At 69.5% G+C, this 22,654-nt stretch carries 22 protein-coding genes; 9 read left to right on the top strand and 13 right to left on the bottom strand.

Going from position 1 to position 22,654, the window contains the following annotated elements; genetic code table 11:
* Nucleotides 1–3 precede the first annotated feature (3 nt).
* The gene (locus tag AUL34_RS03760; RefSeq protein ID WP_061931360.1) at nt 4–1,005 is read left to right on the top strand and encodes a 4-hydroxyproline epimerase; all 1,002 of its coding nucleotides are present in this window, start codon (nt 4–6) and stop codon (nt 1,003–1,005) included.
* Here AUL34_RS03760 and gstA read toward each other — a convergent pair whose 3' ends face one another.
* Complete coding sequence (gstA, locus tag AUL34_RS03755) at nt 1,006–1,611, bottom strand: glutathione transferase GstA (protein WP_061931359.1); 606 nt, start codon at nt 1,609–1,611, stop codon at nt 1,006–1,008.
* 182 nt (nt 1,612–1,793) lie between these two features.
* Between gstA and AUL34_RS03750 the strand changes: the two genes are divergently transcribed.
* The 4 genes from AUL34_RS03750 to AUL34_RS22135 all read left to right on the top strand — a co-directional run bounded on the left by AUL34_RS03750 (nt 1,794) and on the right by AUL34_RS22135 (nt 5,772).
* Nucleotides 1,794–4,103: a Tex family protein gene (locus AUL34_RS03750; RefSeq protein WP_061931357.1), complete on the top strand. Its 2,310-nt coding sequence runs from the start codon at nt 1,794–1,796 to the stop codon at nt 4,101–4,103.
* A 207-nt stretch (nt 4,104–4,310) separates the two neighbouring features.
* Nucleotides 4,311–4,631 carry a multidrug efflux SMR transporter gene (locus tag AUL34_RS03745; protein WP_061931355.1) on the top strand — a complete coding sequence of 107 codons (321 nt, stop codon included), beginning with the start codon at nt 4,311–4,313 and terminating at the stop codon, nt 4,629–4,631.
* Between the two features lie 242 nt (nt 4,632–4,873).
* On the top strand, nt 4,874–5,608 hold the full coding sequence (locus AUL34_RS03740; RefSeq protein WP_061931353.1) for a hypothetical protein: 735 nt from the start codon (nt 4,874–4,876) through the stop codon (nt 5,606–5,608).
* On the top strand, nt 5,605–5,772 hold the full coding sequence (locus tag AUL34_RS22135) for a hypothetical protein (protein WP_156420768.1): 168 nt from the start codon (nt 5,605–5,607) through the stop codon (nt 5,770–5,772). The genes AUL34_RS03740 and AUL34_RS22135 overlap by 4 nt, the downstream gene beginning before the upstream one ends.
* A gap of 163 nt (nt 5,773–5,935) precedes the next feature.
* Here the strand turns inward: AUL34_RS22135 and AUL34_RS03735 are convergent, their stop codons facing one another.
* From AUL34_RS03735 to AUL34_RS03720, 4 genes are all read right to left on the bottom strand, one after another.
* Nucleotides 5,936–7,228: an ABC transporter permease gene (locus AUL34_RS03735; RefSeq protein ID WP_061931351.1), complete on the bottom strand. Its 1,293-nt coding sequence runs from the start codon at nt 7,226–7,228 to the stop codon at nt 5,936–5,938.
* A complete protein-coding gene (locus tag AUL34_RS03730; RefSeq protein ID WP_061931349.1) occupies nt 7,225–7,908 on the bottom strand; it encodes an ABC transporter ATP-binding protein in 684 nt (227 codons plus the stop codon). Before AUL34_RS03730 ends, AUL34_RS03735 begins: the two co-directional genes overlap by 4 nt.
* A gap of 3 nt (nt 7,909–7,911) precedes the next feature.
* The gene (locus tag AUL34_RS03725; protein ID WP_061931347.1) at nt 7,912–8,385 is read right to left on the bottom strand and encodes a hypothetical protein; all 474 of its coding nucleotides are present in this window, start codon (nt 8,383–8,385) and stop codon (nt 7,912–7,914) included.
* Between the two features lie 82 nt (nt 8,386–8,467).
* Complete coding sequence (locus AUL34_RS03720; RefSeq protein WP_061931345.1) at nt 8,468–10,219, bottom strand: alkaline phosphatase; 1,752 nt, start codon at nt 10,217–10,219, stop codon at nt 8,468–8,470.
* A gap of 226 nt (nt 10,220–10,445) precedes the next feature.
* Between AUL34_RS03720 and AUL34_RS03715 the strand changes: the two genes are divergently transcribed.
* Complete coding sequence (locus AUL34_RS03715; protein WP_061931343.1) at nt 10,446–11,276, top strand: aldo/keto reductase; 831 nt, start codon at nt 10,446–10,448, stop codon at nt 11,274–11,276.
* A 7-nt stretch (nt 11,277–11,283) separates the two neighbouring features.
* Here AUL34_RS03715 and AUL34_RS03710 read toward each other — a convergent pair whose 3' ends face one another.
* Nucleotides 11,284–12,264, bottom strand: coding sequence for a DMT family transporter (locus AUL34_RS03710; RefSeq protein ID WP_082653136.1), 981 nt, complete (start codon nt 12,262–12,264; stop codon nt 11,284–11,286).
* 5 nt (nt 12,265–12,269) lie between these two features.
* Nucleotides 12,270–12,971, bottom strand: coding sequence for an SDR family oxidoreductase (locus tag AUL34_RS03705; RefSeq protein WP_061931341.1), 702 nt, complete (start codon nt 12,969–12,971; stop codon nt 12,270–12,272).
* Nucleotides 12,972–13,091: 120 nt separating this feature from the next.
* Here AUL34_RS03705 and AUL34_RS03700 point away from each other — a divergent pair, with 120 nt between their 5' ends.
* Nucleotides 13,092–14,000, top strand: coding sequence for a LysR substrate-binding domain-containing protein (locus tag AUL34_RS03700; protein WP_061931339.1), 909 nt, complete (start codon nt 13,092–13,094; stop codon nt 13,998–14,000).
* A gap of 34 nt (nt 14,001–14,034) precedes the next feature.
* Here AUL34_RS03700 and AUL34_RS03695 read toward each other — a convergent pair whose 3' ends face one another.
* The 3 genes from AUL34_RS03695 to AUL34_RS03685 form a co-directional block, all read right to left on the bottom strand.
* Nucleotides 14,035–15,726 (bottom strand): aconitase X, encoded by a 1,692-nt coding sequence (locus tag AUL34_RS03695; RefSeq protein WP_061931337.1) that lies wholly within the window; start codon nt 15,724–15,726, stop codon nt 14,035–14,037.
* Nucleotides 15,727–15,943: 217 nt separating this feature from the next.
* Complete coding sequence (locus AUL34_RS03690) at nt 15,944–16,201, bottom strand: hypothetical protein (RefSeq protein ID WP_061931336.1); 258 nt, start codon at nt 16,199–16,201, stop codon at nt 15,944–15,946.
* 81 nt (nt 16,202–16,282) lie between these two features.
* Nucleotides 16,283–17,014, bottom strand: a complete 732-nt coding sequence (locus AUL34_RS03685) for an SDR family NAD(P)-dependent oxidoreductase (protein ID WP_061931334.1) — start codon at nt 17,012–17,014, stop codon at nt 16,283–16,285.
* An 82-nt stretch (nt 17,015–17,096) separates the two neighbouring features.
* Between AUL34_RS03685 and AUL34_RS03680 the strand changes: the two genes are divergently transcribed.
* Together AUL34_RS03680 and AUL34_RS22980 are read left to right on the top strand one after the other, a co-directional pair.
* Nucleotides 17,097–17,489: a helix-turn-helix domain-containing protein gene (locus AUL34_RS03680; protein WP_061931332.1), complete on the top strand. Its 393-nt coding sequence runs from the start codon at nt 17,097–17,099 to the stop codon at nt 17,487–17,489.
* A gap of 143 nt (nt 17,490–17,632) precedes the next feature.
* Nucleotides 17,633–17,764: a hypothetical protein gene (locus tag AUL34_RS22980; protein ID WP_274532645.1), complete on the top strand. Its 132-nt coding sequence runs from the start codon at nt 17,633–17,635 to the stop codon at nt 17,762–17,764.
* A gap of 219 nt (nt 17,765–17,983) precedes the next feature.
* Here AUL34_RS22980 and AUL34_RS03675 read toward each other — a convergent pair whose 3' ends face one another.
* The 3 genes from AUL34_RS03675 to AUL34_RS03665 form a co-directional block, all read right to left on the bottom strand.
* Complete coding sequence (locus AUL34_RS03675) at nt 17,984–19,699, bottom strand: methyl-accepting chemotaxis protein (RefSeq protein ID WP_061931330.1); 1,716 nt, start codon at nt 19,697–19,699, stop codon at nt 17,984–17,986.
* A 383-nt stretch (nt 19,700–20,082) separates the two neighbouring features.
* A complete protein-coding gene (locus AUL34_RS03670) occupies nt 20,083–21,729 on the bottom strand; it encodes an ABC transporter ATP-binding protein (protein WP_061931328.1) in 1,647 nt (548 codons plus the stop codon).
* Nucleotides 21,726–22,652: an ABC transporter permease gene (locus tag AUL34_RS03665; protein WP_061931326.1), complete on the bottom strand. Its 927-nt coding sequence runs from the start codon at nt 22,650–22,652 to the stop codon at nt 21,726–21,728. Before AUL34_RS03665 ends, AUL34_RS03670 begins: the two co-directional genes overlap by 4 nt.
* Between the last annotated feature and the right edge of the window lie 2 nt (nt 22,653–22,654).

Raw genomic sequence — 22,654 nt, 5'->3', positions numbered from 1 at the left:
TCCATGGCCAACCGCACCTTCTCCTGCCTCGACGGCCACACCTGCGGCAATCCCGTGCGCCTCGTCTCCGGCGGCGGCCCGGTGCTGGAGGGTGCGACCATGCTGGAGAAGCGCGCGCACTTCCTGGCGGAATACGACTGGATCCGCACCGGCCTGATGTTCGAGCCGCGCGGCCACGACATGATGTCGGGCTCGATCCTCTATCCTCCGACACGCCCCGACTGCGACGTCGGCGTCCTCTTCATCGAGACCTCGGGGTGTCTGCCGATGTGCGGCCACGGCCTCATCGGCACCGTCACCATGGCGATCGAGAACGGGCTGGTGACGCCGCGCGAGGCCGGCAGGCTGGCCGTCGATGCCCCGGCCGGCCGGGTGGACGTCACCTACCGGCAGGAAGGCCGCTTCGTCGAGGAGGTGCGCCTTCGCAACGTGCCGGGCTTCCTCCATTCGGAAGGGCTCACGGCCGAGGTCGAGGGCCTCGGCGAGGTCGTGGTGGACGTCGCCTATGGCGGCAATTTCTACGCCATCGTCGAGCCGCAGACCGTGTTTCGCGACATGGCGGATTTCACGGCCGGCGAGCTGATCGGCTTCTCGCCGAAGCTCCGCCGCGCGCTGAACGAGAAGTACGAGTTCGTTCATCCCGAGCATCCGGCGATCCGGGGCCTCAGCCATATCCTCTGGACCGGCGCGCCGCGCCATGAAGAGGCGCACGCGCGCAACGCCGTGTTCTATGGCGACAAGGCGATCGACCGCTCCCCCTGCGGCACCGGCACCTCGGCGCGCATGGCGCAGCTCGCGGCCAAGGGACGCTTGAGCGTCGGCGACGACTTCATCCACGAGAGCATCATCGGGTCCCTGTTCCGAGGCCGGGTGGAGGCGGCGGCCGAGGTGGCGGGCCGCCCCGCGATCGTGCCGTCGGTCGCCGGCTGGGCGCGCCAGACCGGCATCAACACGATCTTCATCGACGACCGGGACCCCTTCGCCCACGGCTTCGTCGTGGTGTGATCAGGCAAGGCCCTCTTCGCTGAGCGCCTGCGCCACGCCCGGACGCGCGTTCGCGGCGGCCATGAAGCGGGCGATGTTGGGGAAGGCCGACATGTCGAGCTTCATCGCATTCGCCCAGCGCAGGACGGTGAAGGCGTAGGCGTCGGCCGCCGTGAATTGCTCGCCGGTGAGATAGGTCCGGCCCTCCAGCGCGCCGTTCACGAAGGCGAAGCGCTTGGCGAGAAGCTCGCGCTGGATGTCCTTGGTGGCGTCCGGCGTGTTCGGCTTGAACAGCGGGCTGAACTGCTTGTGCAGCTCCGTCGAGACGAAGGCGAGCCATTGCTGCACCCGGTAGCGCGCCGTGGTGCCCGCCGCCGGCATCAAGCCGGATTCCGGCTTCCGGTCGGCGAGATACTGGACCACCACCGAGGCCTCGGTCAGCACCGGCCCTTCGCCGATGTCGAGCGCCGGCACGTAGCCGTTCGGGTTGACGGCGAAGAAGTCGCCGCCGTCCTCGAGCGTCTTCCTGGCCAGATCCACCGGCACGAGATCGACGGCCAGGCCCGCCTCGCAGGCGACGATGTGGGGCGCGAGCGAGCAGGCGCCGGGCTTGTAGTAGAGCTTCATCGGTTCGATTCTCCCGTTGCGGTCGATCGCCTCATGCCATGCCCCGACGCATCGCGCAGCCTCGCTCCGTGGCGACGCAGCGTTCATGCCGCGAAGGCGCCGTCATGTTCGGGCAGGTGAGACGGCGGGCGGCAGCTGCTATGAGCGGTCCTCCGCACGAGCCTTGAGGGAAGACAAGCGACATGAGCCAGACGCAGAACGCCATCGAGACCACCATCGCCGGCGAGATCGGTGCCCGCGCCCCCCAGGTCGCGGCGGCGGTGGCGCTTCTCGACGGCGGCGCGACGGTGCCCTTCATCGCCCGCTACCGCAAGGAGGCGACGGGTGGCCTCGACGACACGCAGCTGCGCACGCTGGAGACGCGCCTTGGATATCTGCGCGACCTCGAGGCGCGCCGGGCGGCGGTGCTGAAATTGGTGCGCGAGCAGGGCAAGCTGACCGGCGAGATCGAGCGGGCGATCCGGGCCGCGGCGACGCGCGTCGCGCTGGAGGACGTCTATCTCCCCTTCCGTCCGAAGCGCCGCAACCGGGCGGACGCCGCGCGCGAAAAGGGGCTGGGGCCGCTGGCCGAGCGCATCCTCGCCGACCGCCGGGTCGATCCGACGGCGCTGGCCGCCGCGTTCGTCACCACTGAGGTGCCCGACGTGAAGGCGGCGCTGGAAGGCGCGCGCGATATCGTCGCCGAGGGCATGGTGGAAAAGCCGGCGCTCGTCGGCGAGATCCGCCGCCATCTCGTGGCGAAGGCGAAAGTGCGCGCCCGCGTCGTCGCCGGCAAGGAGGAGGCCGGCGCCAAGTTCTCCGACTATTTCGACCACGCCGAGAAGTGGGCGACGGCCCCCAGCCACCGTGTCCTGGCGCTCCTGCGCGCCGAGAAGGAGGGCGTCGTCACGCTCGACGTCGAGGTGGACGCGGACGATCCGTCGCCTGTGAAGCCGGTCGAGGCGATGGTGGCGCGCCATTCCGGCGTGAAGCCCGTCGGCGGCTCGCCGGCCGACGCCTGGCTGATGGGCGTCGCGCGCTGGGCCTGGCGCCAGAAGCTCAAACTCAGCCTCACCACGGAGATGATGGGGACACTGAAGGAAGGCGCAGACGGCGAGGCGATCCGCGTCTTCTCGCGCAACCTCAAGGACCTGCTGCTCGCCGCGCCCGCCGGGGCGAAGGCCACGATGGGCCTCGATCCCGGCGTGCGCACGGGCGTCAAGGTCGCCGTGGTCGATGCCACGGGCCGTCTGGTGGACCAGGCGACGGTCTATCCCTTCCAGCCACGGAACGACGTCCAGGGCGCCATGGCCAAGCTCGCGCAGTTGATCCAGCGGCACGATGTCGAGCTCGTGGCCATCGGCAACGGCACGGCGAGCCGGGAAACCGAGGCGCTGGCCGCCGAGGTCATCAAAGCGCTGCCGGGCAGAAAGCCCGTGAAGGCGGTGGTCAGCGAGGCGGGCGCCTCGGTCTATTCGGCTTCGGAGCTGGCGTCCAAGGAGATGCCGGACGTCGATGTTTCGATCCGCGGCGCCGTGTCGATCGCGCGCCGCCTGCAGGACCCGCTGTCGGAGCTCATCAAGGTCGATCCGAAGGCGATCGGCGTCGGCCAGTACCAGCACGATGTCGACCAGGGGCGCCTGTCCAAAGCGCTCGACGCCGTGGTGGAGGACGCGGTGAACGCGGTCGGCGTCGATCTCAACATGGCGTCCGCCGCGCTCCTGTCGCGCGTCGCCGGCCTCGGGCCGTCGCTGGCGGAAGCCATCGTCGCCCATCGCGACGCGCAGGGGCCGTTCCGGACGCGCCGCAAGCTCCTCGACGTGCCGCGGCTCGGGCCGAAGGCCTTCGAGCAGTGCGCCGGGTTCCTGCGCATTGCGGGCGGCGCGGAGCCGCTCGACGCCTCCGCCGTCCATCCGGAGGCCTATCCGGTGGCGCGCCGGATCGTCGCGGCGCTCGGCCGCGACGTGCCGGCCGTGATGCGCGACCCATCGGCGCTGAAGTCGCTCGATCCCGAGCGCTTCGTCGGCGACGGGTTCGGCCTGCCGACCGTCCGGGACATCATCGCCGAGTTGGAGAAGCCCGGCCGCGATCCGCGTCCCGCCTTCCGCACCGCCGCCTTCGCGGAGGGCATCAACGCGATCACGGACCTGAAGCCCGGCATGAGTCTGGAAGGCACGGTCACCAACGTCGCGGCCTTCGGCGCCTTCGTCGACATCGGGGTCCACCAGGACGGGCTCGTCCACGTCTCGCAGCTCGCCGACCGTTTCGTGAAGGACCCAGCCGAGGTGGTGAAGGCGGGGCAGGTCGTGCAGGTGCGGGTGGTGGAGGTGGACGCGAAGCGCAAGCGCATCTCTCTCACCATGCGCCGCGAGATGCCCGATGCAGGCCAGACGGCAGGCCGGGAGCGCGCGTCCGATCGCCCGCCCGCCAGGGCGGCAGCGCCGAAGACCGAGCCGGCGGCGCGCGAGGGCGCGTTCGGTGCCGCCCTGTCCGCCGCCATGAAACGAAAGTGACGAGGGGCGGACGCTGCAGCCCGGCACTCCCCCTTCGGCATTCCTCCGTCGGGAACGTCGCGTCGACGGAGCGTCCGTGCCGGCACGCCGATGGTTGACATGCCGGGACGGCGACGTAAGGTCCGGCCCGTGAGGTAACGTCCTCATCCCGCTGCGGGAACAAACGTCCGGGAACGGCCCGGCCCACCTAGGGTCAGGGGCCGTCGGATGGCTTGGTTGTATCTCGTTCTTGCAGGACTTCTCGAAATCGGCTGGCCGGTCGGGCTCAAGCTCGCGCAGAACCCCTCGTCCCGGTGGGGCGGGATCCTCATCGCCGTGGCGTTCATGGGCGCCAGCGGGTTCATGCTCTGGCTGGCGCAGCGTCAGATCCCGATCGGGACGGCCTATGCGATCTGGACCGGGATCGGCGCCGCCGGGACCTTCGCGGTTGGGGTGGCCTTCTTCGGCGATGCGACCTCGCTTGGCCGCTTCGCGGGCGTCGCCATGATCGTCGGCGGCGTCGTCACGCTGAAGCTCGCCAGCGCCTGAGCCCGAAGAGGGCCGGCCAGTTTCGAGAAGAGGCGGCGCGGACCGCGGCTGCGTGTCGACGGGCGATGCGTGTTCGGTTCGGTGCGGAACGTCGCCCATGCCGGCCCGCTGCAGTGGCGCACCCGGACGTCGACCTCGCCGTTGCGCCCGGCGGCGACATTATACGCGTTGGGCTCGCCGCGCAGCCGCGTCGAGACGGCGCTCGCGGCCTGCACCACGAGAAGGGGGGCAGAGGCCGACCGATGCCGCTGGCGCGGACGGCAACGGACTTCCTCCTTGGTTTCGTCGGGATCGGCGAGGTCGTCTGGACCGCTGAGCGACGCTCGATCGCCTCCGCGCGGGACGACGCGCCGGGCTTCATCCTGACACGATCGGTCGACAAGTACGGCCGCGTCATCGCCTTCGCCTTCGCGGGCGAGGCGTCCGAGGGGGACGGCGACGAGGTGTTCCTCGACGCCGAGCGGCTCGGGGTGAGCTACAATCAGGCTGCCCTCGCGGCGGGGCTCGCCTACCCGACCTTCCACTGGGGTCTCTTCGCCGACCTTCGCGCCGCGCTGGCCGACGCCGCGCGGGGCGCACGGGCCGAACGCAAGGGCGTCTTCGCCGCGGACGCGACGCAGGACGGCGTTCGCGTGGCGTCCCTCTACTCCATCACCGACGACGCGGTGATCCTGCCCAAGCTGTTCCGTCGCCTGTCCGACTTCCTAGTGGCCACCGGTTCCGGCGACGGCTTCCTGGCTGCAATGGAGGCCAACCGCGAGCCCGTTCTGGACCTGACGACCAGCAACTTCACCCATTTCGACACCTTCATCGAGCAGGACGGCGACACCGTCAGGCTGACGCGCCTGCCCGAGGAGATCGTCTTCGATCCGATGCCGACGCGCGAAACCGCCAGCCTCGGCGCCATGCTGGAACTGGCGATGGCCGAGTCCGATTGGGTCGAAGACACCAGTCAACGCACGGGAGGCATCGCATGAGCAACACACCGGGCATCAGCCCCATCACGCCCGACATCGAGGATGTCAGGCACTCGGACGAGGACGGGTTCTTCGGCGACGAAGCGGAGAACGGCTCCGGCGACGAGGGCGCGGGGGAGGACAAGGCTCCGCGCGACGACGAGGAGCGCGCGCCCGAGCGTTGAGCACGGATCGGGAGCTGCCGATCCGGCGTTGCGCCATCGCCGCAGCACCACGCGGGGCACTGAATGGTGCGCAATGCCGATGCGATGACGGCTTCGGCGATCGGCTGGCGCGACCGCCACCCGGCAATCGCGCCGGGCGCCGGTCGCGTCCCCCCTCGATCGGTCAACTGCGCAGCGCCTCGGCCGGCGACTGGCGGTAGGCGAGGAGCGCGGGAACGAGGGTCGCGACGGCCGCGGCGGCGAAGATCACGGCCAGCGTGCCAAGGTCCGCTCGCTGGAACGCCACCGGCATGGCGACGCCGCTGGCCTCGGCGAGGCGGCGGGATAGGACGCGAACCGCGCCGTAGCCGATGGCGAAGCCCGCAAGGACCCCCGCCGCCAGGATCACGAAGGCTTCCAGCCAGACGATCGAGAACACCACCGCGCGCGGGGCGCCGAAGGCGCGCAGGGCCCCGATCTGGCGGCGCCTCTGCAGGACGTGCACGGCGATGACGAGGAGGATCGCGGCGGCCACGAGCGATTGCGCGCCATAGGACACGGCGGCGAGGATCTGGCGCGCGTCGCCAAGCGTGCCGTAGAGACGTGTCAGAACCTCGCCCGGGAACACCGCGAGCGTCGCCTCGCGCCGATAGTCCTGCCGCAGCTTGTAGGCGTCGGCGATGGACTTCGGCTTGACCACGATCGCCGGCACGCCCGGATTGTCGGCGCGATCGAGCGACGTCGGTGCGATCGCACCGGCCAGCGGACCCTCGTGGGCATGCCCGCCGTGATCGCCGCCGTGGTCGTGGTCGCCGACGGAAGCGGCATCATGGTCGGCTGCGACGCCTGTCGTCCCGGCGCTCGCCTCGTCGTGGTCGTGATGCGCGTGCACTTCCCAGACCGCCTGGATCGGGACGAGGATCGCGCGATCCCACGGCGTGCCGGTCGGAGCCATCCGGCCGACGACCTCGTATTCGAATGCTGCGTGCACCTCGCCCGCCGTGCCGACCGTGCCGTGGAAGGGGCGGAAGTGGTCGCCGATCGACTTGCCGACCGAAGCGCCGACGACCGCATCGCCGAGGTGGCTGAAGCCCGCGCCTTCGGCGAGTCCGCCGAGCCCGTCGATCACGTCCCCCGTTGTTCCGACGATCGGGTGGCCGTCGGCGAAATCGCCGAAGCCTACGGGTGCGGCCCAGTCGACCCGGGGATCGGCTCGCAGGTCCGACAGGACATGGCTGGGCAGGAGGGGCAGGGGAGCGGGCTGGAGGAAGACGGATGACAAGACGAGCTGCGTCTCGCTTCCCGCCGCGCCGACGAGAAGGTCGAAGGCGGCGGCCGAGCGCGCGCTGCCGAGCCGCAGCGCGCGCTCCTGAAGCGTGACGGCGACGCCGAGCGCGGTGGCCAGGGCGATCAGCAGCGTGACGGCGAGGACGCCGATCCAGTTGCGGCGCAAGTCCGCGGCGATGAAGCGGATCATGCGGGCACCGGCTCCGATCGGGCGAGGCGGCCGCCTTCGAGACGCAGGACATGGGTGAGGCGATCGATCAGCCGCCGGTCGTGGCTGGCGACGATCAAGGTCGATCCGGTTTCCGCGGCGAGTTCCAGAAGAAGGTCGGCGACCGCCGCGCCGGCGTCCGCGTCGAGGCTCGCCGTCGGCTCGTCCGCGACCAGCAGACCTGGCCGGCCGACGAGCGCGCGGGCGACCGCTACCCGCTGCATCTGTCCGCGCGACAGGGTCTCCACGGGCTGGTCCAGTCGTTCGATGCCGACGCGCGCCAGGAGCCTTCTGCCTTCGTCGCGAAAGTGGGGAGGCAGCCGCAGGCGCGAAAGGCGCTGGGGCAGGAGCACGTTCTCCAAGGCGGACAGGCCGGGAAACAGGTAGAAGTCCTGCATCACCAGCCCGACATGGCCGGCGCGCCAGCGGTCTCGGCGGCGCTCGGACAAGGTGCCGAGATCGCAATCGCCCCAGCAGACGCGCCCCTGCGTGACACGCGCGAGCCCCGTCAGGACGTTGAACAGCGTCGTCTTGCCCGACCCGGAGGGGCCGGTGATCGCGACGCGCGCGCCGGGAGCGAGTCGGAGTGAGGGGATGTCGAGGGCCGGCGCGGTCAGTCCGGCAAAGCGCACCTCGACGCCGTCCAGTGCAAGGGCCAGCACGGTTCAGGCGGCCCGGAACTCGGCATCGACGATGCGCACCAGGCTGACGAAGCCGGTCTGGGGATCGGTCCAGGATCCGACTTCAAGCCGCCCTTCCACCTCGATCGTGGCGTTCGCCTGCTCGAAGGTCTGCGCCTCGCCGAGATAGACGACCACGATGTTGTCGGGCCAGTCGGCGTCGGAGGAGCAGAAGGGGCAGAGCGCCATCGGGATCTGCGTGAGGACGAAGAAATTCGCCTCGGCCTTCAACGGCGGCGCCATGAAGCCGCGCATCGCCACCGCCTGTCCGTCGAGCCGCTTGAGCTTGTCGGAGAAGGTGAGGCCGAGCACGCCGACCGACCCGTACATCTCGTCGAAGGTCAGGTTGTCGGCAGCCAAAGCGGGGCCGATCCCAAGCCCCAGCCCGGCCAGAAGCGCCGCCGTGCCACGCAGCATCTGCCGGCGGTGCAGGGCCGGGAACCGGGGCTGATCGTACATGGAACGGACCTTGGCGATGATCGGGAAGGATGGTCGGACTCGGGCTTTCGCGAGCCCTGCGTCCGACCCTTGCGGCGTGGCCTTACTGCGTCTGCTTGGTGCCGAGCGCCATGACGTCGGCGAGGACGCGGTAGACGTCGCTCTGCTCCATGTAGCCCTTGAAGCTCTCCGAGCCGGGGCCGGTCGCCTGCAGCACGATGTCGTCGACCGAATGGACGCCGGAATCGCCGCTGCGCGGGATGTTGCCCTGAACGAGCACGGCGCCCGGCACGTCCTTGTAGGCCTCGTTCGCGACGTATTGCTTGGCCTCGTTCTGGATCGCCGGCACGAACGGACCGTCGAGCTTGGGGCGGAAGGTCTCGTAGTGGTCCGGGCCGTTGTTGGCCGACAAGAACAGGCGGCGCGACACGTCCACGCGGTCGGGGTAGCCGTCGCCGTTCTCGTCGGTGTAGTTCGGGAAGCCGGCTTCGGCATAGGTGCCGACCTTCTCGCGCATGTCGTCGCCCGGCTTCTCGTCGTCCACCGTGCCGATGATCGAGACGCCGTGGGTGTGGTCGCCCGTCGCCACGACCAGCGTGTCCGGATTGTTGCGCGCGAACTCCATCGCGACGCCGACCGCCTTGTCGAACTCGATCGTATCGACGACCGCGCGATCCCAGTCGAGCGGATGGGACATCTTGTCGATGTTGGCCGCTTCCACCATCAGGAAGAAACCGTCCTGGTTCTTCGAAAGCTGTCCGATCGCGATCTCGGCCATCTCGGCGAGGCCCGGCTGGTTCGGGAACTTCTCCACCGTGCCCTTGCGCAGGAACTCGCGGTCGAGCGTCGTGTCCATGTTGGCGGTGTGGAAGAGGCCGAGGATCTTGCCGCTGTTGGTTCCCTTGGCGCTCTCGAGCTGCGTCTTGTCGGTCGCCAGCGTGTAGCCGGCGTCCTGGAACATCTTGATGTAGTCCTTGTCGTCCTTGCGCTTGGAGCCCGGGGTCGACTGCGGCAGGAAGTAGGCCGAACCGCCGCCCATGATGACGTCCGGCGTCACGTCGAACAGCATGCCGGTGATCTCGGCCTTGTCGGCGCGCCGGCGGGTGTGGGCGGCGACGGCCGCCGGGGTCGCGTCCTGGAGCTCGGAAGTCGTGACGATCCCGATCGAGCGGCCGGTCTGGCGGCGCAGCGCCTCGGCCATGGTCTCGACCTTCGGGTCGTCCATCGAATCCTTCGTGCGGTCGGCATAGACGCCGAGCGCGTTCACCGCCGTCTTGTGGCCTGTCATGTAGGCCGACATCGTGTTGGCGCTGTCCGTCGCCACCGCTTCGGTGGACGAGGTGCCGATGAAGGCCATGCGGTCGAGGCCGTCCATGTTGAGGCGGCCGTTTGCCTTGCCCTCGGTCATGCCCTTGGACATGATGCGCGCCGCGGTGCGGTGCGCCACCGACAGGCCGTCGCCGACCAGGAAGATGACGTTCTTCGCCTTCGGGGTCTCGGCCGTGCCGTAGACGTCCCAGGTCACGGTCCTGGTCTCGTCGCCGGCCTTGGCGACGACCTCGTAGGACCCGGGCTGGACAAGCGCGACGCCCTTGATGCGGACGGCGGAGGCTTCGGCGTCCGGCTCCTTCTCGATGAACTCGACCTGGCTCCCCAGAACCTCGGCGGCGGGCTTGCCGTTGATCGTGACCGAAACGTCGCCCTCGGCGACGACGCCGTCGAATTCGACCTTCATGTCGAAGGGCGACTGCGCCAGGATCGTGGCGCGATCGAGCGGGTAGATCGTCGTGGCCTGGGCGGCTGCGACGGAGGCCAGACAGGTCGTGGCGGCGAAGAGGGCGAGAAGACCGCGCATGGTCCAGAGACTCCGGAAAGGGGCTGATGCGCCCCGCTCGCTAGCGCCTGCTCATGTCACCTGCATGACAACGGCCGCGAGCATCCAGGAAGGGCGTCGCCCTCCGCGGCTCCGGGTCTCAGATGCGTCGTCTCGAAATGGCCGTTCAGCTTCCGTTTTCGAAGCCTATGTAGGGGCGACGCCCGCCGCAGCCTTGTGGCTTGGGCCAATATGCACGGAGTTTTCCATGACCCAGCACCCCACCGTTTCCTTCAACGACGGAAGGGCCATCCCGCAGGTCGGCCTCGGCGTCTGGCAGACACCGGACGACGGGGCGGCGGCGGCCGTCTCCACCGCCATCCATGCCGGCTACCGGCATGTCGATACCGCCGCGGTGTACGAGAACGAGCGCGGCGTCGGCGAGGGCCTTCGCCAGTCGGGCGTGGCGCGGGAGGAGCTCTTCGTCACCACGAAGGTCTGGAACGCCGACCAGGGCTTCGACGCGACGCTGAAGGCCATGGACGCGAGCCTCGGACGCCTCGGCCTCGACCATGTCGATCTCTACCTCATCCATTGGCCCGCGCCTGCCAAAGGGCTCTATGTCGATACCTGGCGGGCGCTCGTCCGGCTGAAGGAGGAAGGGCGCGCCAAATCCATCGGCGTCTCCAACTTCACGGCGGAGCACCTCGACCGGCTGATCGCGGAAACGGGTGTGACGCCCGTCCTCAACCAGATCGAGCTGCACCCGCGCTTCCAGCAGCGCGCTCTGCGCAAGGCCCATGCCGAGCGGGGCATCGCGACCGAGTCCTGGAGCCCGCTCGGCCAGGGAAAACTGCTGGAGGATCCGGTCATCACGAAGATCGCCGGGAAGCACGGCAAGACCCCGGCGCAGGTCATCATCCGCTGGCACATCGACAACGGGCTGGTTGTGATCCCGAAGTCGGTGACGCCGAGCCGCATCGTCGCCAATTTCGATGTCTTCGGCTTCCGCCTGGACGCCGATGACATGCGGGACATCAAAGGCCTCGACTCGTCCGGGGGCCGGCTCGGCCCCGATCCGATGACCGCGACCTTCTGATCGGGCGCTACGGGCGGGAGCTGCGGGCAGGCCGCTCCCGCCGGGCGTCGCGGGGCATCCTCTCGCGGCCGGATTGCAGCACCGCGACACCGAGGATGATCGCCGCCATCGCGGCGACGTCGAGCGGTGCGACGGGTTCGCCGACGAGCGCGGCTCCGATCGCCAGCGACACGACGGGCGGGATATACGTCACGCCCGATGCCGCCACGGCGCCGAGACGCCCCACGATCCGGTAGTAGAGGATGTAGGCGAACCCCGTGCCGCAGAGGCCGAGACCCAGCACCAGGCCGAGCGACGCCCACGCGTCGGAAAACACCGCGCCGATGCCTTGCAGGTCGGTGGTGGCCAGGAGCAGCACGAGGGCGATGCCGATCTGGTAGGTGGTCAGCGCCAGCGGCAACAGGCCCAGGGGGCTGATGAACTTCCTGGCGTAGACGAAGGACGCGCCGACGCTGAAGGAGCCCGCGATCATCCAGAGGATGCCCGCCGGATCCACGCCGCCGATGTCATCGTTCCAGGGACGGGCGATCAGAAGGATGCCGAGGAAGCCCAGAAGCGTGCCCGTGACCGAGCGGGCGTTGATGGGCTCCGAGCGTAGGAAGACGAGCGCCGTGACGAAGGTGAAGAGCGGGATCGCCCCGCTCAGCATGCCGGCGACGCTCGACAGGAGCAGCACCGTGCCCTTGGCGAAGGCGACGTAGTAGAAGGTCGTCGCCAGAAACGACATGACCAGGAAGTGGTGAAGGTGCCTGATGTCGCGCCAATGCAGCGCTCCCATCGCAAGGGCCGCCACCAGAAGGGGAAGGAAGCCGAACAGGACGCGCAGAAGCACGATCTGGCTCGGGGAGATCCAGACCGCCGCCCATTTCACGAGAATGAAGTTCGAACCCCAGATCACGCCGAGGGCGACGAAGGCCGCGTAGGCGAGCGCGAGGCCGGACGAGGCGTCGCGAGGAACGGGTGGCCGCGGGACTGTCCTGGCGCGCATCGACGTCAGACCGATCGCGTCACGCCGCCGTCGACGCGGATGTTCTGGCCCGTGATGTAGCCGGCCCCGTCGGAGGCCAGGAACGCGATCGTGGCGGCCACTTCCTCCGCCCGGCCGTAGCGACCCATCGGCACGCCCTGTCGGCGCTCCTCCGTCGCCGGGAGGCTGTCGATCCAGCCCGGCAGGACGTTGTTCATGCGCACGCCGTCGGCGGCGAAGGCGTCCGCGAAGATCTTGGCGTAGGCCGCGAGCCCCGCCCGGAAGACCCCCGAGGTCGGGAACATGGCGCTCGGCTCGAAGGCCCAGGCGGTGGAGATGTTGACGATGGCACCGCCCCGCTGCTCCCGCATGATCGGGGCGACGAGCCGAACGGGGCGGACGACGTTGAGGAGATAGACGTCCATTCCCTTGTGCCACTCTTCGTCGGTGATCTCGACGATGGGCGCGCGCGGCCCGTGACCGGCGCTGTTGACGAGGACGTCGATCCGGCCCCAGCGGTCCATCGTGCCGTCGACGAGGCGCCGGAGGTCGTCGACGGACTGGTTGGAGCCCGTCACGCCGAAGCCGCCGAGTTCGGCGGCGAGCGCCTCGCCCTTTCCGGACGAGGACAGGATGGCGACCTTGTAGCCGTCGGCGGCCAGGCGCCGCGCCGCGGCCGCTCCCATGCCGCTGCCCCCTGCGGTGACGATGGCGATCCGGTCGGTCATGGCACGGGCTCCTGCGGTCCTGTTGATGAGCGATTTGCGGCTCGACCCCCGAGCTATGGCATTGCGGGGTCGCGCCCACTATGAAGAAGTTCGCTCGCGACACTGTAGGAAATCTACTGGGTGACCAGTTCGCCGAACCGACGTCCGCCGCTCAACGCCCTGCGCGCCTTCGAGGCGTCGGCGCGCCATCTGAACTTCCGGCTCGCCGCAGAAGAGCTCGGCGTCACGCAGGGCGCCGTGGCGCAGCAGGTCCGGGGGCTGGAAGCCGCCCTCGGCATCCGGCTTTTCGAGCGCCTGCCGCGATCGCTGGCGCTGACGCCGCCGGGACGAAGCTACGCCGCGCAATTGCGGCGGGCCTTTGAGCTGATCACCGAGGCGACCGAGGCGCTCAGGCCCGAGCCCACGCGGCTGACGATCAGCGTGACGCCGACCTTCGCGTCGAAATGGCTGCTGCCGCGGCTGCCGGATTTCGCCGGAACCTGCCCTGGTATCGAACTGCGCATTCTTGCCACCGAGGCGCTGTCGAATTTCCAGACCGACGGCGTCGATATCGCGGTGCGCCAGGGGCGCCCGCCTTTCGGCGCCGCGCTCGTCGCCGATCTCCTGTTCGAACAGGAGGTCGTCGCCGTCGGCAGCCCGGCCTTGCTCGGCGGCGGATCGTCCCGGCTCGATGCGGAGGACCTCGACCGCTTCACGTTCCTCAACGACGCGCACGACCTCTGGCCGGAGTTTGCGGAGCGCGTCCTCGCACGCGCCTTGCCCGCGTCCGCCCGGCAGGTGCGGTTCAGCCAGACCTCCCTGGCGATCGACGCCGCCGTCGCGGGGCAGGGGCTGGCCGTCGCAAGCCGCTTCCTGGTGGAAGGCGACCTTTGCGCTGGTCGTCTAGTGCAGGCGCTTCCCGCCGGCATGCGGGGCGGCTTGAGCGCCTATGTCGTGACCCTGCGCAAGCCGCGATACCCCGTTCCCACCATGGCGGTCCGCGAATGGCTGCTCCGCCATCGAAGGCTCGAAGGCACCGCCGAGGACTGACCGCCGCATCATACGGGCCGGCGGCGGGGAACCGCTACGCCATCCAGGTCGGGAGCCTTGCGGGGGCCCGGCCCGACAGAAGGGCGTCGGCGCAGTCCGTCAACGTGCCGAGACGCACCGCGCAGCCCGACAGGCCGGGGCCGTAGTGCGCGTACTTGCCCGATGTCGTGATCACCGTCCTCGCGGTCGTCGGGAAGACGGGGCGCGAGATCGAGCACCAGCAGAGATCGGGGATCATCTCGACGCCCGCTGCGGCCAGCGCCCCGCGCGTCCCGTCCGCCTCCGCTTCGGCGAGGACCTGGCGTCCGGCGGTTACGATGGCGGCGACGCGCGGGTGGCGGGGTTGTCCCGCCAGCACCGCCGCCAGCGCGCGGCATTCGGCAAGCGAGGCATGGGGACTGCCGATCGCGACGAGATCGATCGCCTCCGGCCCGTCGTTCAGCTTGCGCCAGCCCTCCGCGAGTTCCGCCCGGCCGATCGCGATGTGCGGTGCGTCCGGCGCGGCCGCGCCGTCGGCTTCGGGCGTGACCCCTTCGACGTGCAGCATCGGGGCCGCCGAGGTCGTCCCGAAGGCGGCGCAGAGGGCCTTGAGGTCGTCGGGCGTCGGCGCTGCGTCGGCGAGGCCGCGCAGAAGCGGGATCCGGTCGGGCGCCAGCGAGCCCGCGAGATAGCCGATCAACGGCCAGGCCGCGGCGTCCGCGCCCGCCGGCAGGTCGACCGTGATCACGACGCGGGCGCGCCGCTCGGCCTCGAGGAACGGTCCCGCCAGCGGCGCGCGCCCGGTGATGGCGATGCAGAGGTCGAGGAAGTCGGCGTGCTTGGCCGTCCGGGCGCCGAGCACGCTGTTGGCGAAGATCACGGCGTTCGACTCCGACCAGCCGATCGGCTCGCCGCGGTCCGGTGCGCCGGGCAGGAGGTAGGGTGCGCAGGTGAAGGTCGGGCGGCATCCCATCCGGACATAGGCGTCGGCAAGTCGGGCCGCGGGCTCCCCGAAGTCGCGGGCCACACCCTGGCGCTGCCACCCCTCGCGATCGACGGAAATCGCGTTGGTCGTCGTCGGCACGCGGACCCGGCCCCCCTTGGCCTCCATCGCCTCGGCGAAGACGAGGTTGGCGGGGCCGGCATAGATGCAGCCGTCGATATGGGCACGTGTGACGTCGATGAGCCGGGCCGCGCCCTGCTGGCGCGCCATGGCGACGAGGATACGCATCGCCTGTGCGACGGCCTCGCCCTCGGCGCCCGCGAGCATCCCCTGATCGCGGTCGTCGAGCTCGAGCTCGCCCTCGGACGGACGCGCCACCGGGATCTCCAGGCCATCGGCCCGGATCGCCGCCGCGTCGATCGTGGCGGTCCCGGCCGCCGCGAGGGCTTCGAACTCCGCCGGCCCCAGCCGCAGGACGGGGACGGGCCTGGCGAACATCTCGGCGGCCACGAGCGCTCCCAGCGTCGCGACGTCTTCCGCTTCCCGGAACACCAGGGCGGCGGGGGCGAGGCCGGCGAGCGCCATCTCGAGGACGACGCCGGACCCCGAGCAGGAGCCGCGCGTGGTCGGCATGAGGACCACGGCGCCGGAAAGGCGCGCCCCGTGCTGCGGATGGCGTGTGTCGATCACCTCCGCCGTCGCCGCGTCGACGCCGCCCCAGAAGCTCAGGGGCTCGGTCAGCCGGAGGATCGGACCCGCGGCGTTTCCGGCAAGGATCGAGAGGGCTGTGCCGTGGGTCGTCATGGGCTCCTGCTCCGTGCCTGGGCGGTGTGTCGAGGCCGCTTTGATTTTTGGCGGCTGAGGTCGCGAGCGCGGCGACCCGACCGAAATACGCCCTTCGGATCGGAATGCCGAGGCACGTCGGACGCCCGAACCGCTCCCATCAGGTCCCTTTCACGATCGGCGTAAGCGCGGGGTGCGCCGCGGCTCGGATCGATCACGATAAGCCACTGGCTGCTCCTTAGGGATCTCCACGCCGGGATGGGTGCCGTCGCCCACCCGCGACGAGAAGCTGCCGTCCGGTCAGCGTGATGGCCCGGAGTTCCACCAGCGGGGACTGCGCAAGGGCGGGCTGTGCGAAGCCTCGCCGCGCATCGACGCGCGGACACGAGGGTGCCGCGTCCGCGAGAGGCGCCAGGGCACGGCCGCCCACCCAGCCGCCGACGGTCTCACTCTCGGCGTGGCGCGTGACGACACGGAAGATCGCCGACATGCGCATGGGATGATCCCGGAACGCGCCGTGTCCGCTTCCGAGCCGGGACTGCCGGAAGCGGACGGGATCGGCCGCCGACGATCGCGGCTAGACCTGTTGCATGCCTCCATCGACGCACAGCTCCGCGCCGGTGATGAAGCTGGCTTCGTCGCTGAGGAGAAACAGCGTTGCGGACGCCACTTCGTCGGGTCGTGCCATGCGGCCCATGGGGATCGGCGCGACAAGGGCTGCCCGCCCGTCCTCCGGTACTGCCGCCATCATGTCGGTATCCGTCGGACCGGGGGCGACGACGTTGACGCGGATGCCCCGCGGCGCCAGTTCGGCGGCCCAGGTCCGGGCGTAGGAGCGGACCGCCGCCTTCGTGGCCGCGTAGGTGCCGTAGGGCGGGATGCCCATCGTATCCGCGATCGATCCCATCAGAACCACCGAGCCGCCATCGCCCATCGCGCCGAGCGCCGCCTGAAGGCCGAACACCATCCCGCGCACGTTGACCGCGAAGTGGCGGTCGAAGTGCTCGGGCGTCTCGTCCGTGAGTGGGGCGGGCTCCGACAAGCCGGCGTTGAGGACGAGAAGGTCCAGGCGCCCGTGGGCTTCCCGCACTGTCGCGACCATACGCGAAAGGTCCTCCGGCGAACCGGCGTCGCCGACGAGCCCATGCCCCTGTCGGTTCAGTTTCCGAGCCGCCGCCTCGACCTCGCCGGCGCGTCGCCCGGTCAGAAAGACGGTCGCACCTTCCTGCGACAGCCGCTCGGCGATCGCCAGACCGATGCCCTTTGCGCCCCCGACCACGAGGGCAATCTTGTTCTCAACCCGACCCATCGCACGTTCTCCTTGTGCAGCGATGGCATCGAGATATACGACGGATATCTAGTCGCAAGAACGCACTTGGATGAGCCTAGATATGACGGACGATACCGAGCTCGAGATCCTGTCGGAAAAGGCGCGCGCCGACATGGTACGCATTCGGCCCGTTCTCGACCGGATCGCGGACAAATGGACGATCATGATCCTGACCGTGGTGTGCCCCAGGCCGGCGCGGTTCAACGAGATCAAGCGGCGATTGAACGGGGTCACCCACAAGGCCCTCGCCGACGCCTTGAAGCGGTTGGAACGCAATGGCCTCGTGACGCGGACGGTGCTGCCGACCGCGCCGATCGGCGTGGAATACGCGATCACGCCGCTGGGCCACTCGCTCCGCGAGCCCTTCGAGGCGCTTTGCGTCTGGGCGCTCACCCATGGCCCGGATATCGAACAGGCCGGCACCCGCTTCGACCACGCGAAAGCCGAGCGCTAAGCGCGACGCGCACCATCCGCGAGGTTCATCGAGGCGTCGAAACGGCGGGTGCGGTCCTCGTCGCGCTGCGGGACGGGGAGGCCAGCACCCAGCGCGTCGTCCTGACGGACGCGGCGCTCGCGCGCCTGCCGGAAGCGATCGCCGTGCTGTTCCAAGGCAACCGCGATGCGCTGGCGGGCTTCACGGACGAGGAGGCGGCGCAGTTCTGCGACGTCCTGACCCGGCTCCTCGCCAACCTCGACCCACTGACGGAGGCGCGATCCGGCCGCGGGTGAGCGGTCGCGCGGAGAAGCGGAAATCGATCGGTTCGGCGGTGTTCCAAAGTGGCGCGCAGTCTCGAACGGCTGCGCGGTGGGGAAGCCACGGATGTCGAACGCGTGAAGCAGGCGGTCAGCGCGTCGGGGCCCGCCGACGGTTTCGGATCGATCGCGGCTGAGCGCCCGCTCCGGATGTCCGTGTGCGCACTTCGCCCAGGTCGGAGCCTGGGGTTGGGGTCACCGCACGCCCAAGGCGATACGGGAGCGCAGGACGTGGACGGGCGAGGGAACCTGCGCTCGTCCCGTATCGGCGTCCGGCGGCAGCTGAAACCGCTGGAGCAGGTCGCGAAGCCGCGTCGCCTCGTTGGCAAGGTCGTTGCTGGCGGCGGTCGACTGCTCCACCATCGCGGCGTTCTGCTGGGTGCCCTTGTCGAACGTCTCCATGGCGATGCTGATCTCGCTCAGCGCGATCGACTGGGACTTCACGCCGGCGACGATGCCGCGGATGTTGCCGTCGATCTCGGCGAACTTGCCCAGCATCCCGTCGAGCGCGGACCCCGTCTTGCCGACGAGCTCCACGCCGTGCGCCACCTGGCGCCGGGAACCCTCGATCAACGACTTGATATCCTTGGCCGCTTCCGTCGAACGCTGGGCGAGGCCGCGCACTTCCTGGGCCACCACCGCGAAGCCGCGCCCCGCGTCGCCCGCACGGGCCGCCTCGATCCCCGCGTTCAAGGCGAGAAGATTGGTCTGGAAGGCGATTTCGTCGATCACGCCGATGATCTTGCCGATCTCGGCGGACGAGCGTTCGATCTCGGCCATCGCGTCCACCGCTTGGCGAACGACGTCGCCGGAGGCCATCACGACGGACCTCGTGTTAGACACGAGCGATCCGGCGTCGTCGGCCTGGACGCTCGACTGACGGACATTTCCGGAAATCTCGGTCATCGCGGCGGTGGTTTCCTCGACCGCGGCAGCCTGCTGCTCGGTTCGCCGGGCGAGGTCGTCGGCCGCCATCCGGATCTGGTTGGTTCCCGCGTGCATGACCCCGCTGCTCTGCAGGACGGCCTGCATCACCTCGCCGAGCGAATCGAGAGCCCCGTTGAAGCTGTGGCGGATGCCTTCCAGCGACGGGACGAACGGTGTGTCCAGGCGCTGGGTAAGATCCCCGTCGGCCAGTTTGGACAACGCGGTCCCCAGCGTGTCGAGCGCCGTCATGCGGTCGGTGAGGTCCGTGGCGAATTTCACGACCTTGACGACCACCCCGTTCTCGTCGCGGATGGGATTGTAGGAGGCCTGGATCCAGACCTCGCGGCCCCCCTTGCCGATCCGCTTGAAGTCGGCCGCCCGGTACCGACCCGCCCGCAGATCGTTCCAGAATGTCGCATAGTCGGGATCGGCGACCTGCGCCGGGTCGAGGAACATCCGGTGGTGTTCGCCGACGATCTCCTCCAAGCCATAACCCAGCGTCGCCAGGAATTTGTCGTTCGCCCTGAGGATCGTGCCGTCGGGTTCGAATTCGATGATGGCCTGCGAGCGCGACAGAGCCTCGAGCTTTTCCGCGTTCTCCATCGCGGCCCGCTTCGTCTCGGTGATGTCGGACGCGAGTTTCACGATTTTGACGACACGGCCCCGGGAGTTCAGGACGGGATTGTAGGTTGCCCGGATCCAGATCTCGCGTCCGCCCTTCGCGATCCGCTTGAAGGCGTCGGATACGTAGGCGCCCTGCGCGAGAGCCGTCCAGAAGTCCTGGTACTGGGCGGACGATGCGACCTGCGGCTCGACGAACATCCGATGATGTCTGCCGACGATCTCGTCGGGCTCGTAGCCGAGGGCCGCACAGAAATTGGCATTGGCCGAGAGGATGTCCCCTTTCGGCGTGAACTCGATGACCGCCAGCGATCGGCCGAGCGCTTCGAGAACCCGCTCCGCATTTCCAGAAAGCATGCGCATGAACAGCCCTCCGCCCGACCTGGTCCAACTCGTCCGAGCACCACTCCAGGTTACGCTTCCAACCGTTAAGGAGGACTTGGCGGCATGTCTTGGATCGTCGGCGAAGCGACCCCGGCATAATGGCCGTGAGCCTTGAGATGACTCGAGCAAGAGTTCCCGGAGCGTGGGTATCGCTTGGCCGGTTCCCAGATGTCGGCGTCGCCTCCTCGGAACCGCGTGCTCGACGCGGCGCCAATGCATGTGCTTTCGGAGGGGGATCCCGGGTTCGCGCCCTCGGGGGCTCGGAATCCCGGGTCAAGAGGAGAACTCTTCGAACTATCGGCTCCCGCGGATCGAAGGCTGCTCCCGGTGAGCGGATGGAAAGCGTCGGCGGGTCGCCAGCTTCAAGGCGTCCCCGACGCCGGTTCCCATTTCGGCCGGGGTGACGAGGCGAGGAGGGTTCGGGTGTAGTCGTGTCGGGGGGCCGCGAACAGGGTCTCGGTATCCGCCTCCTCGACGACCTTGCCGCCGCGCATGACGATGATGCGGTCGGCGAAGTTCCGGACCACCGGCAGGTCGTGGGTGATGAAGACGTAGGCGAGGCCTAGGCGGTCGCGAAGGTCGGCCAGGAGGTCGATCACCTGCATCTGGACCGACACGTCGAGCGCGGAGACGGCTTCGTCGCAGACGATGAGTTCGGGATCGCAGGCGAGTGCCCGGGCGATCGCGATGCGCTGGCGCTGTCCGCCGGAAAACTGATGCGGGTGACGGCCCGCCCAGTCCGGGTTCAGGCCGACGAGGTCGAGAAGCTCGCGCACACGGGCGCGCCACTGCGCCTTCGGCAGGATGTCGCCATGAATGCGCCAGGGCTCCGAAATGATCGCCTCGACGGTCATGCGCGGGTTCATCGAGCCGTAGGGGTCCTGGAACACCATCTGCACCTTTCGGCGCAGCGCCATGAGATCCGACCCTTCGAGGCCGTAGATGTCCGCGCCCCGGAACAGCGCCCGACCGGCGGTCGGCTCGACGAGCCGGAGCAGCATCTTGGCGACGCTGGACTTGCCCGATCCCGACTCGCCGACGATGCCGAGCGTCTCGCCGCGCCCGACCCGGAACGACACGTCCTCCACCGCCGCCACGCTCCGCGGCGCGGCGAAGAGCCCGCTGGTGACCTGGTAGACCTTGGTGAGCCCCTGAACGTCGAGAAGCGTCTCCGCGGCCGGCGCCCTGGAGCGACGGCCGCCCTCGCCGTCGTGCGAGGGGATCGCGGCCATCAGCCGGCGCGTGTAGTCGTCGCTCGGCCGCGTGAAGACGGCACGCGCCTCGCCCGCCTCGACGATACGCCCGCGCCGCATGACGATGACGCGATCGGCCATCGAAGCCGCGACTTCGAGATCGTGGGTGATCATCACCAGCGCCATGCCGAACTCGCGCTGGAGGTCGGCGAGGAGCGCGAGGATCTGCGCCTGCACGGAGACGTCGAGCGCGGTGGTCGGCTCGTCGGCGATGAGAAGCGAGGGCTTGAGGGCGATCGCCATGGCGATCATGACGCGCTGGCGCTGGCCGCCGGAGAACTCGTGCGGGTATCGGTCGAAGCGCGCCTCGGGTTCGGGAATGCCGACCCGGCCGAAGAGTTCGATGCCGCGCCGCCGCGCCTCGGCCCCGTCGCAGATGCGGTGGGCGCGGAACACCTCGCAAATCTGAGCGCCGACCGTGTAGACCGGGTTGAGATGGGCGAGGGGGTCCTGGAAGATCATCGCGATCTTCCGGCCGTTGATCCGCCGCCGCTCCTCGGGCGTCATGCCTGCGAGGTCGCGGCCCTCGAAGAGCATCTGCCCCGAGACGATCTCCGCCGGCGGCGTGTCGAGGATGTCGAGCACGCTGGAAGAGCTGACGCTCTTGCCCGAGCCGCTTTCCCCCAGGATGCAGAGCGTTTCGCCGCGCCGCACCTCCAGGCTGACGCCGTCGACGGCGCGCACCGGCGCCTCGTCCGACAGGAAGTCGACGGTCAGGTCGCGGATCTCGAGAACGGGAGGTTCGATCGCGGTCATTTCGGCGCTCTCCTCAGCGACTGGAGCCGCCAGCGCTGGTGGGGATCGGAGGCGACGCGGGCCCAACTCGCAACGATGTTGAGCGACAGCGTCGTCAGCATGATCAGGAGCCCCGGCCAGAAGGCGATCCACCACGCGGTCTGCAGGTAGCCGCGCCCCGTCGCCACCATCGCGCCCCAGGTGAAGGCCGGCGGCTGGATGCCGAGGCCGAGGAAGCTCAGCGCCGATTCCGCGAGGATCACGGCGGCAAAGTCGATCGCGCCGATGGTCACCAGTGTCGGAATGGTGAGCGGCGCGATGTGCCGGAACAGGATGCGCCCGTGCCCGGCGCCCATCGAGCGCGCCGCCTGCACGAACATGCGCTCGCGCAGCTCCAGCACCTCCGCCCGCGTCGTGCGCAGGTAGATCGGCACGCGCGTGACGGCGAGGACGATGATGAGATTGGTGATGCTGGGACCGAGGAGATAGAGGACGATCAGTGCCAGCAGGAGCGAGGGAAAGCTCATGATGACGTCGGCGACGCGCATGATGGCTTGCGCGAACCAGCGCCGCGAATAACCCGCCACCAGGCCAAGGCAGCCGCCGAGCACCATCGAGCCGAGCACCGCGCTCGCCGCGATGCCGAGCGTCGTGCCGGCGCCGACGAGGAGGCGCGCCAGCATCGGCCGGCCCAGCGTGTCGGCACCGAGCACGTAGAGCCAGCCGGCACTTAACGTGAAGGGCGCGAGATTGCGCTGGCGAAGGCCCGGACGCGTGGCCGCGGCATCGAGGAGGAACGGCGACAGCGCGGCGGCGACTGCCAGCACCACGAGGAACAGCACGGCGGCCAAAGCCAGCTTGTCGCGCCGGAGCCAAGCAGCCCAGGTGCCGAGCTGCGCCGTGCGCGATGCCGGCCGATCGGGGAGGGTCGTGATCTCGCTCATGG

The sequence above is a fragment of the Aureimonas sp. AU22 genome, assembly GCF_001463745.1.
Taxonomy (GTDB): domain Bacteria; phylum Pseudomonadota; class Alphaproteobacteria; order Rhizobiales; family Rhizobiaceae; genus Aureimonas.
This window is presented reverse-complemented; position numbering and strand designations above follow the sequence as displayed.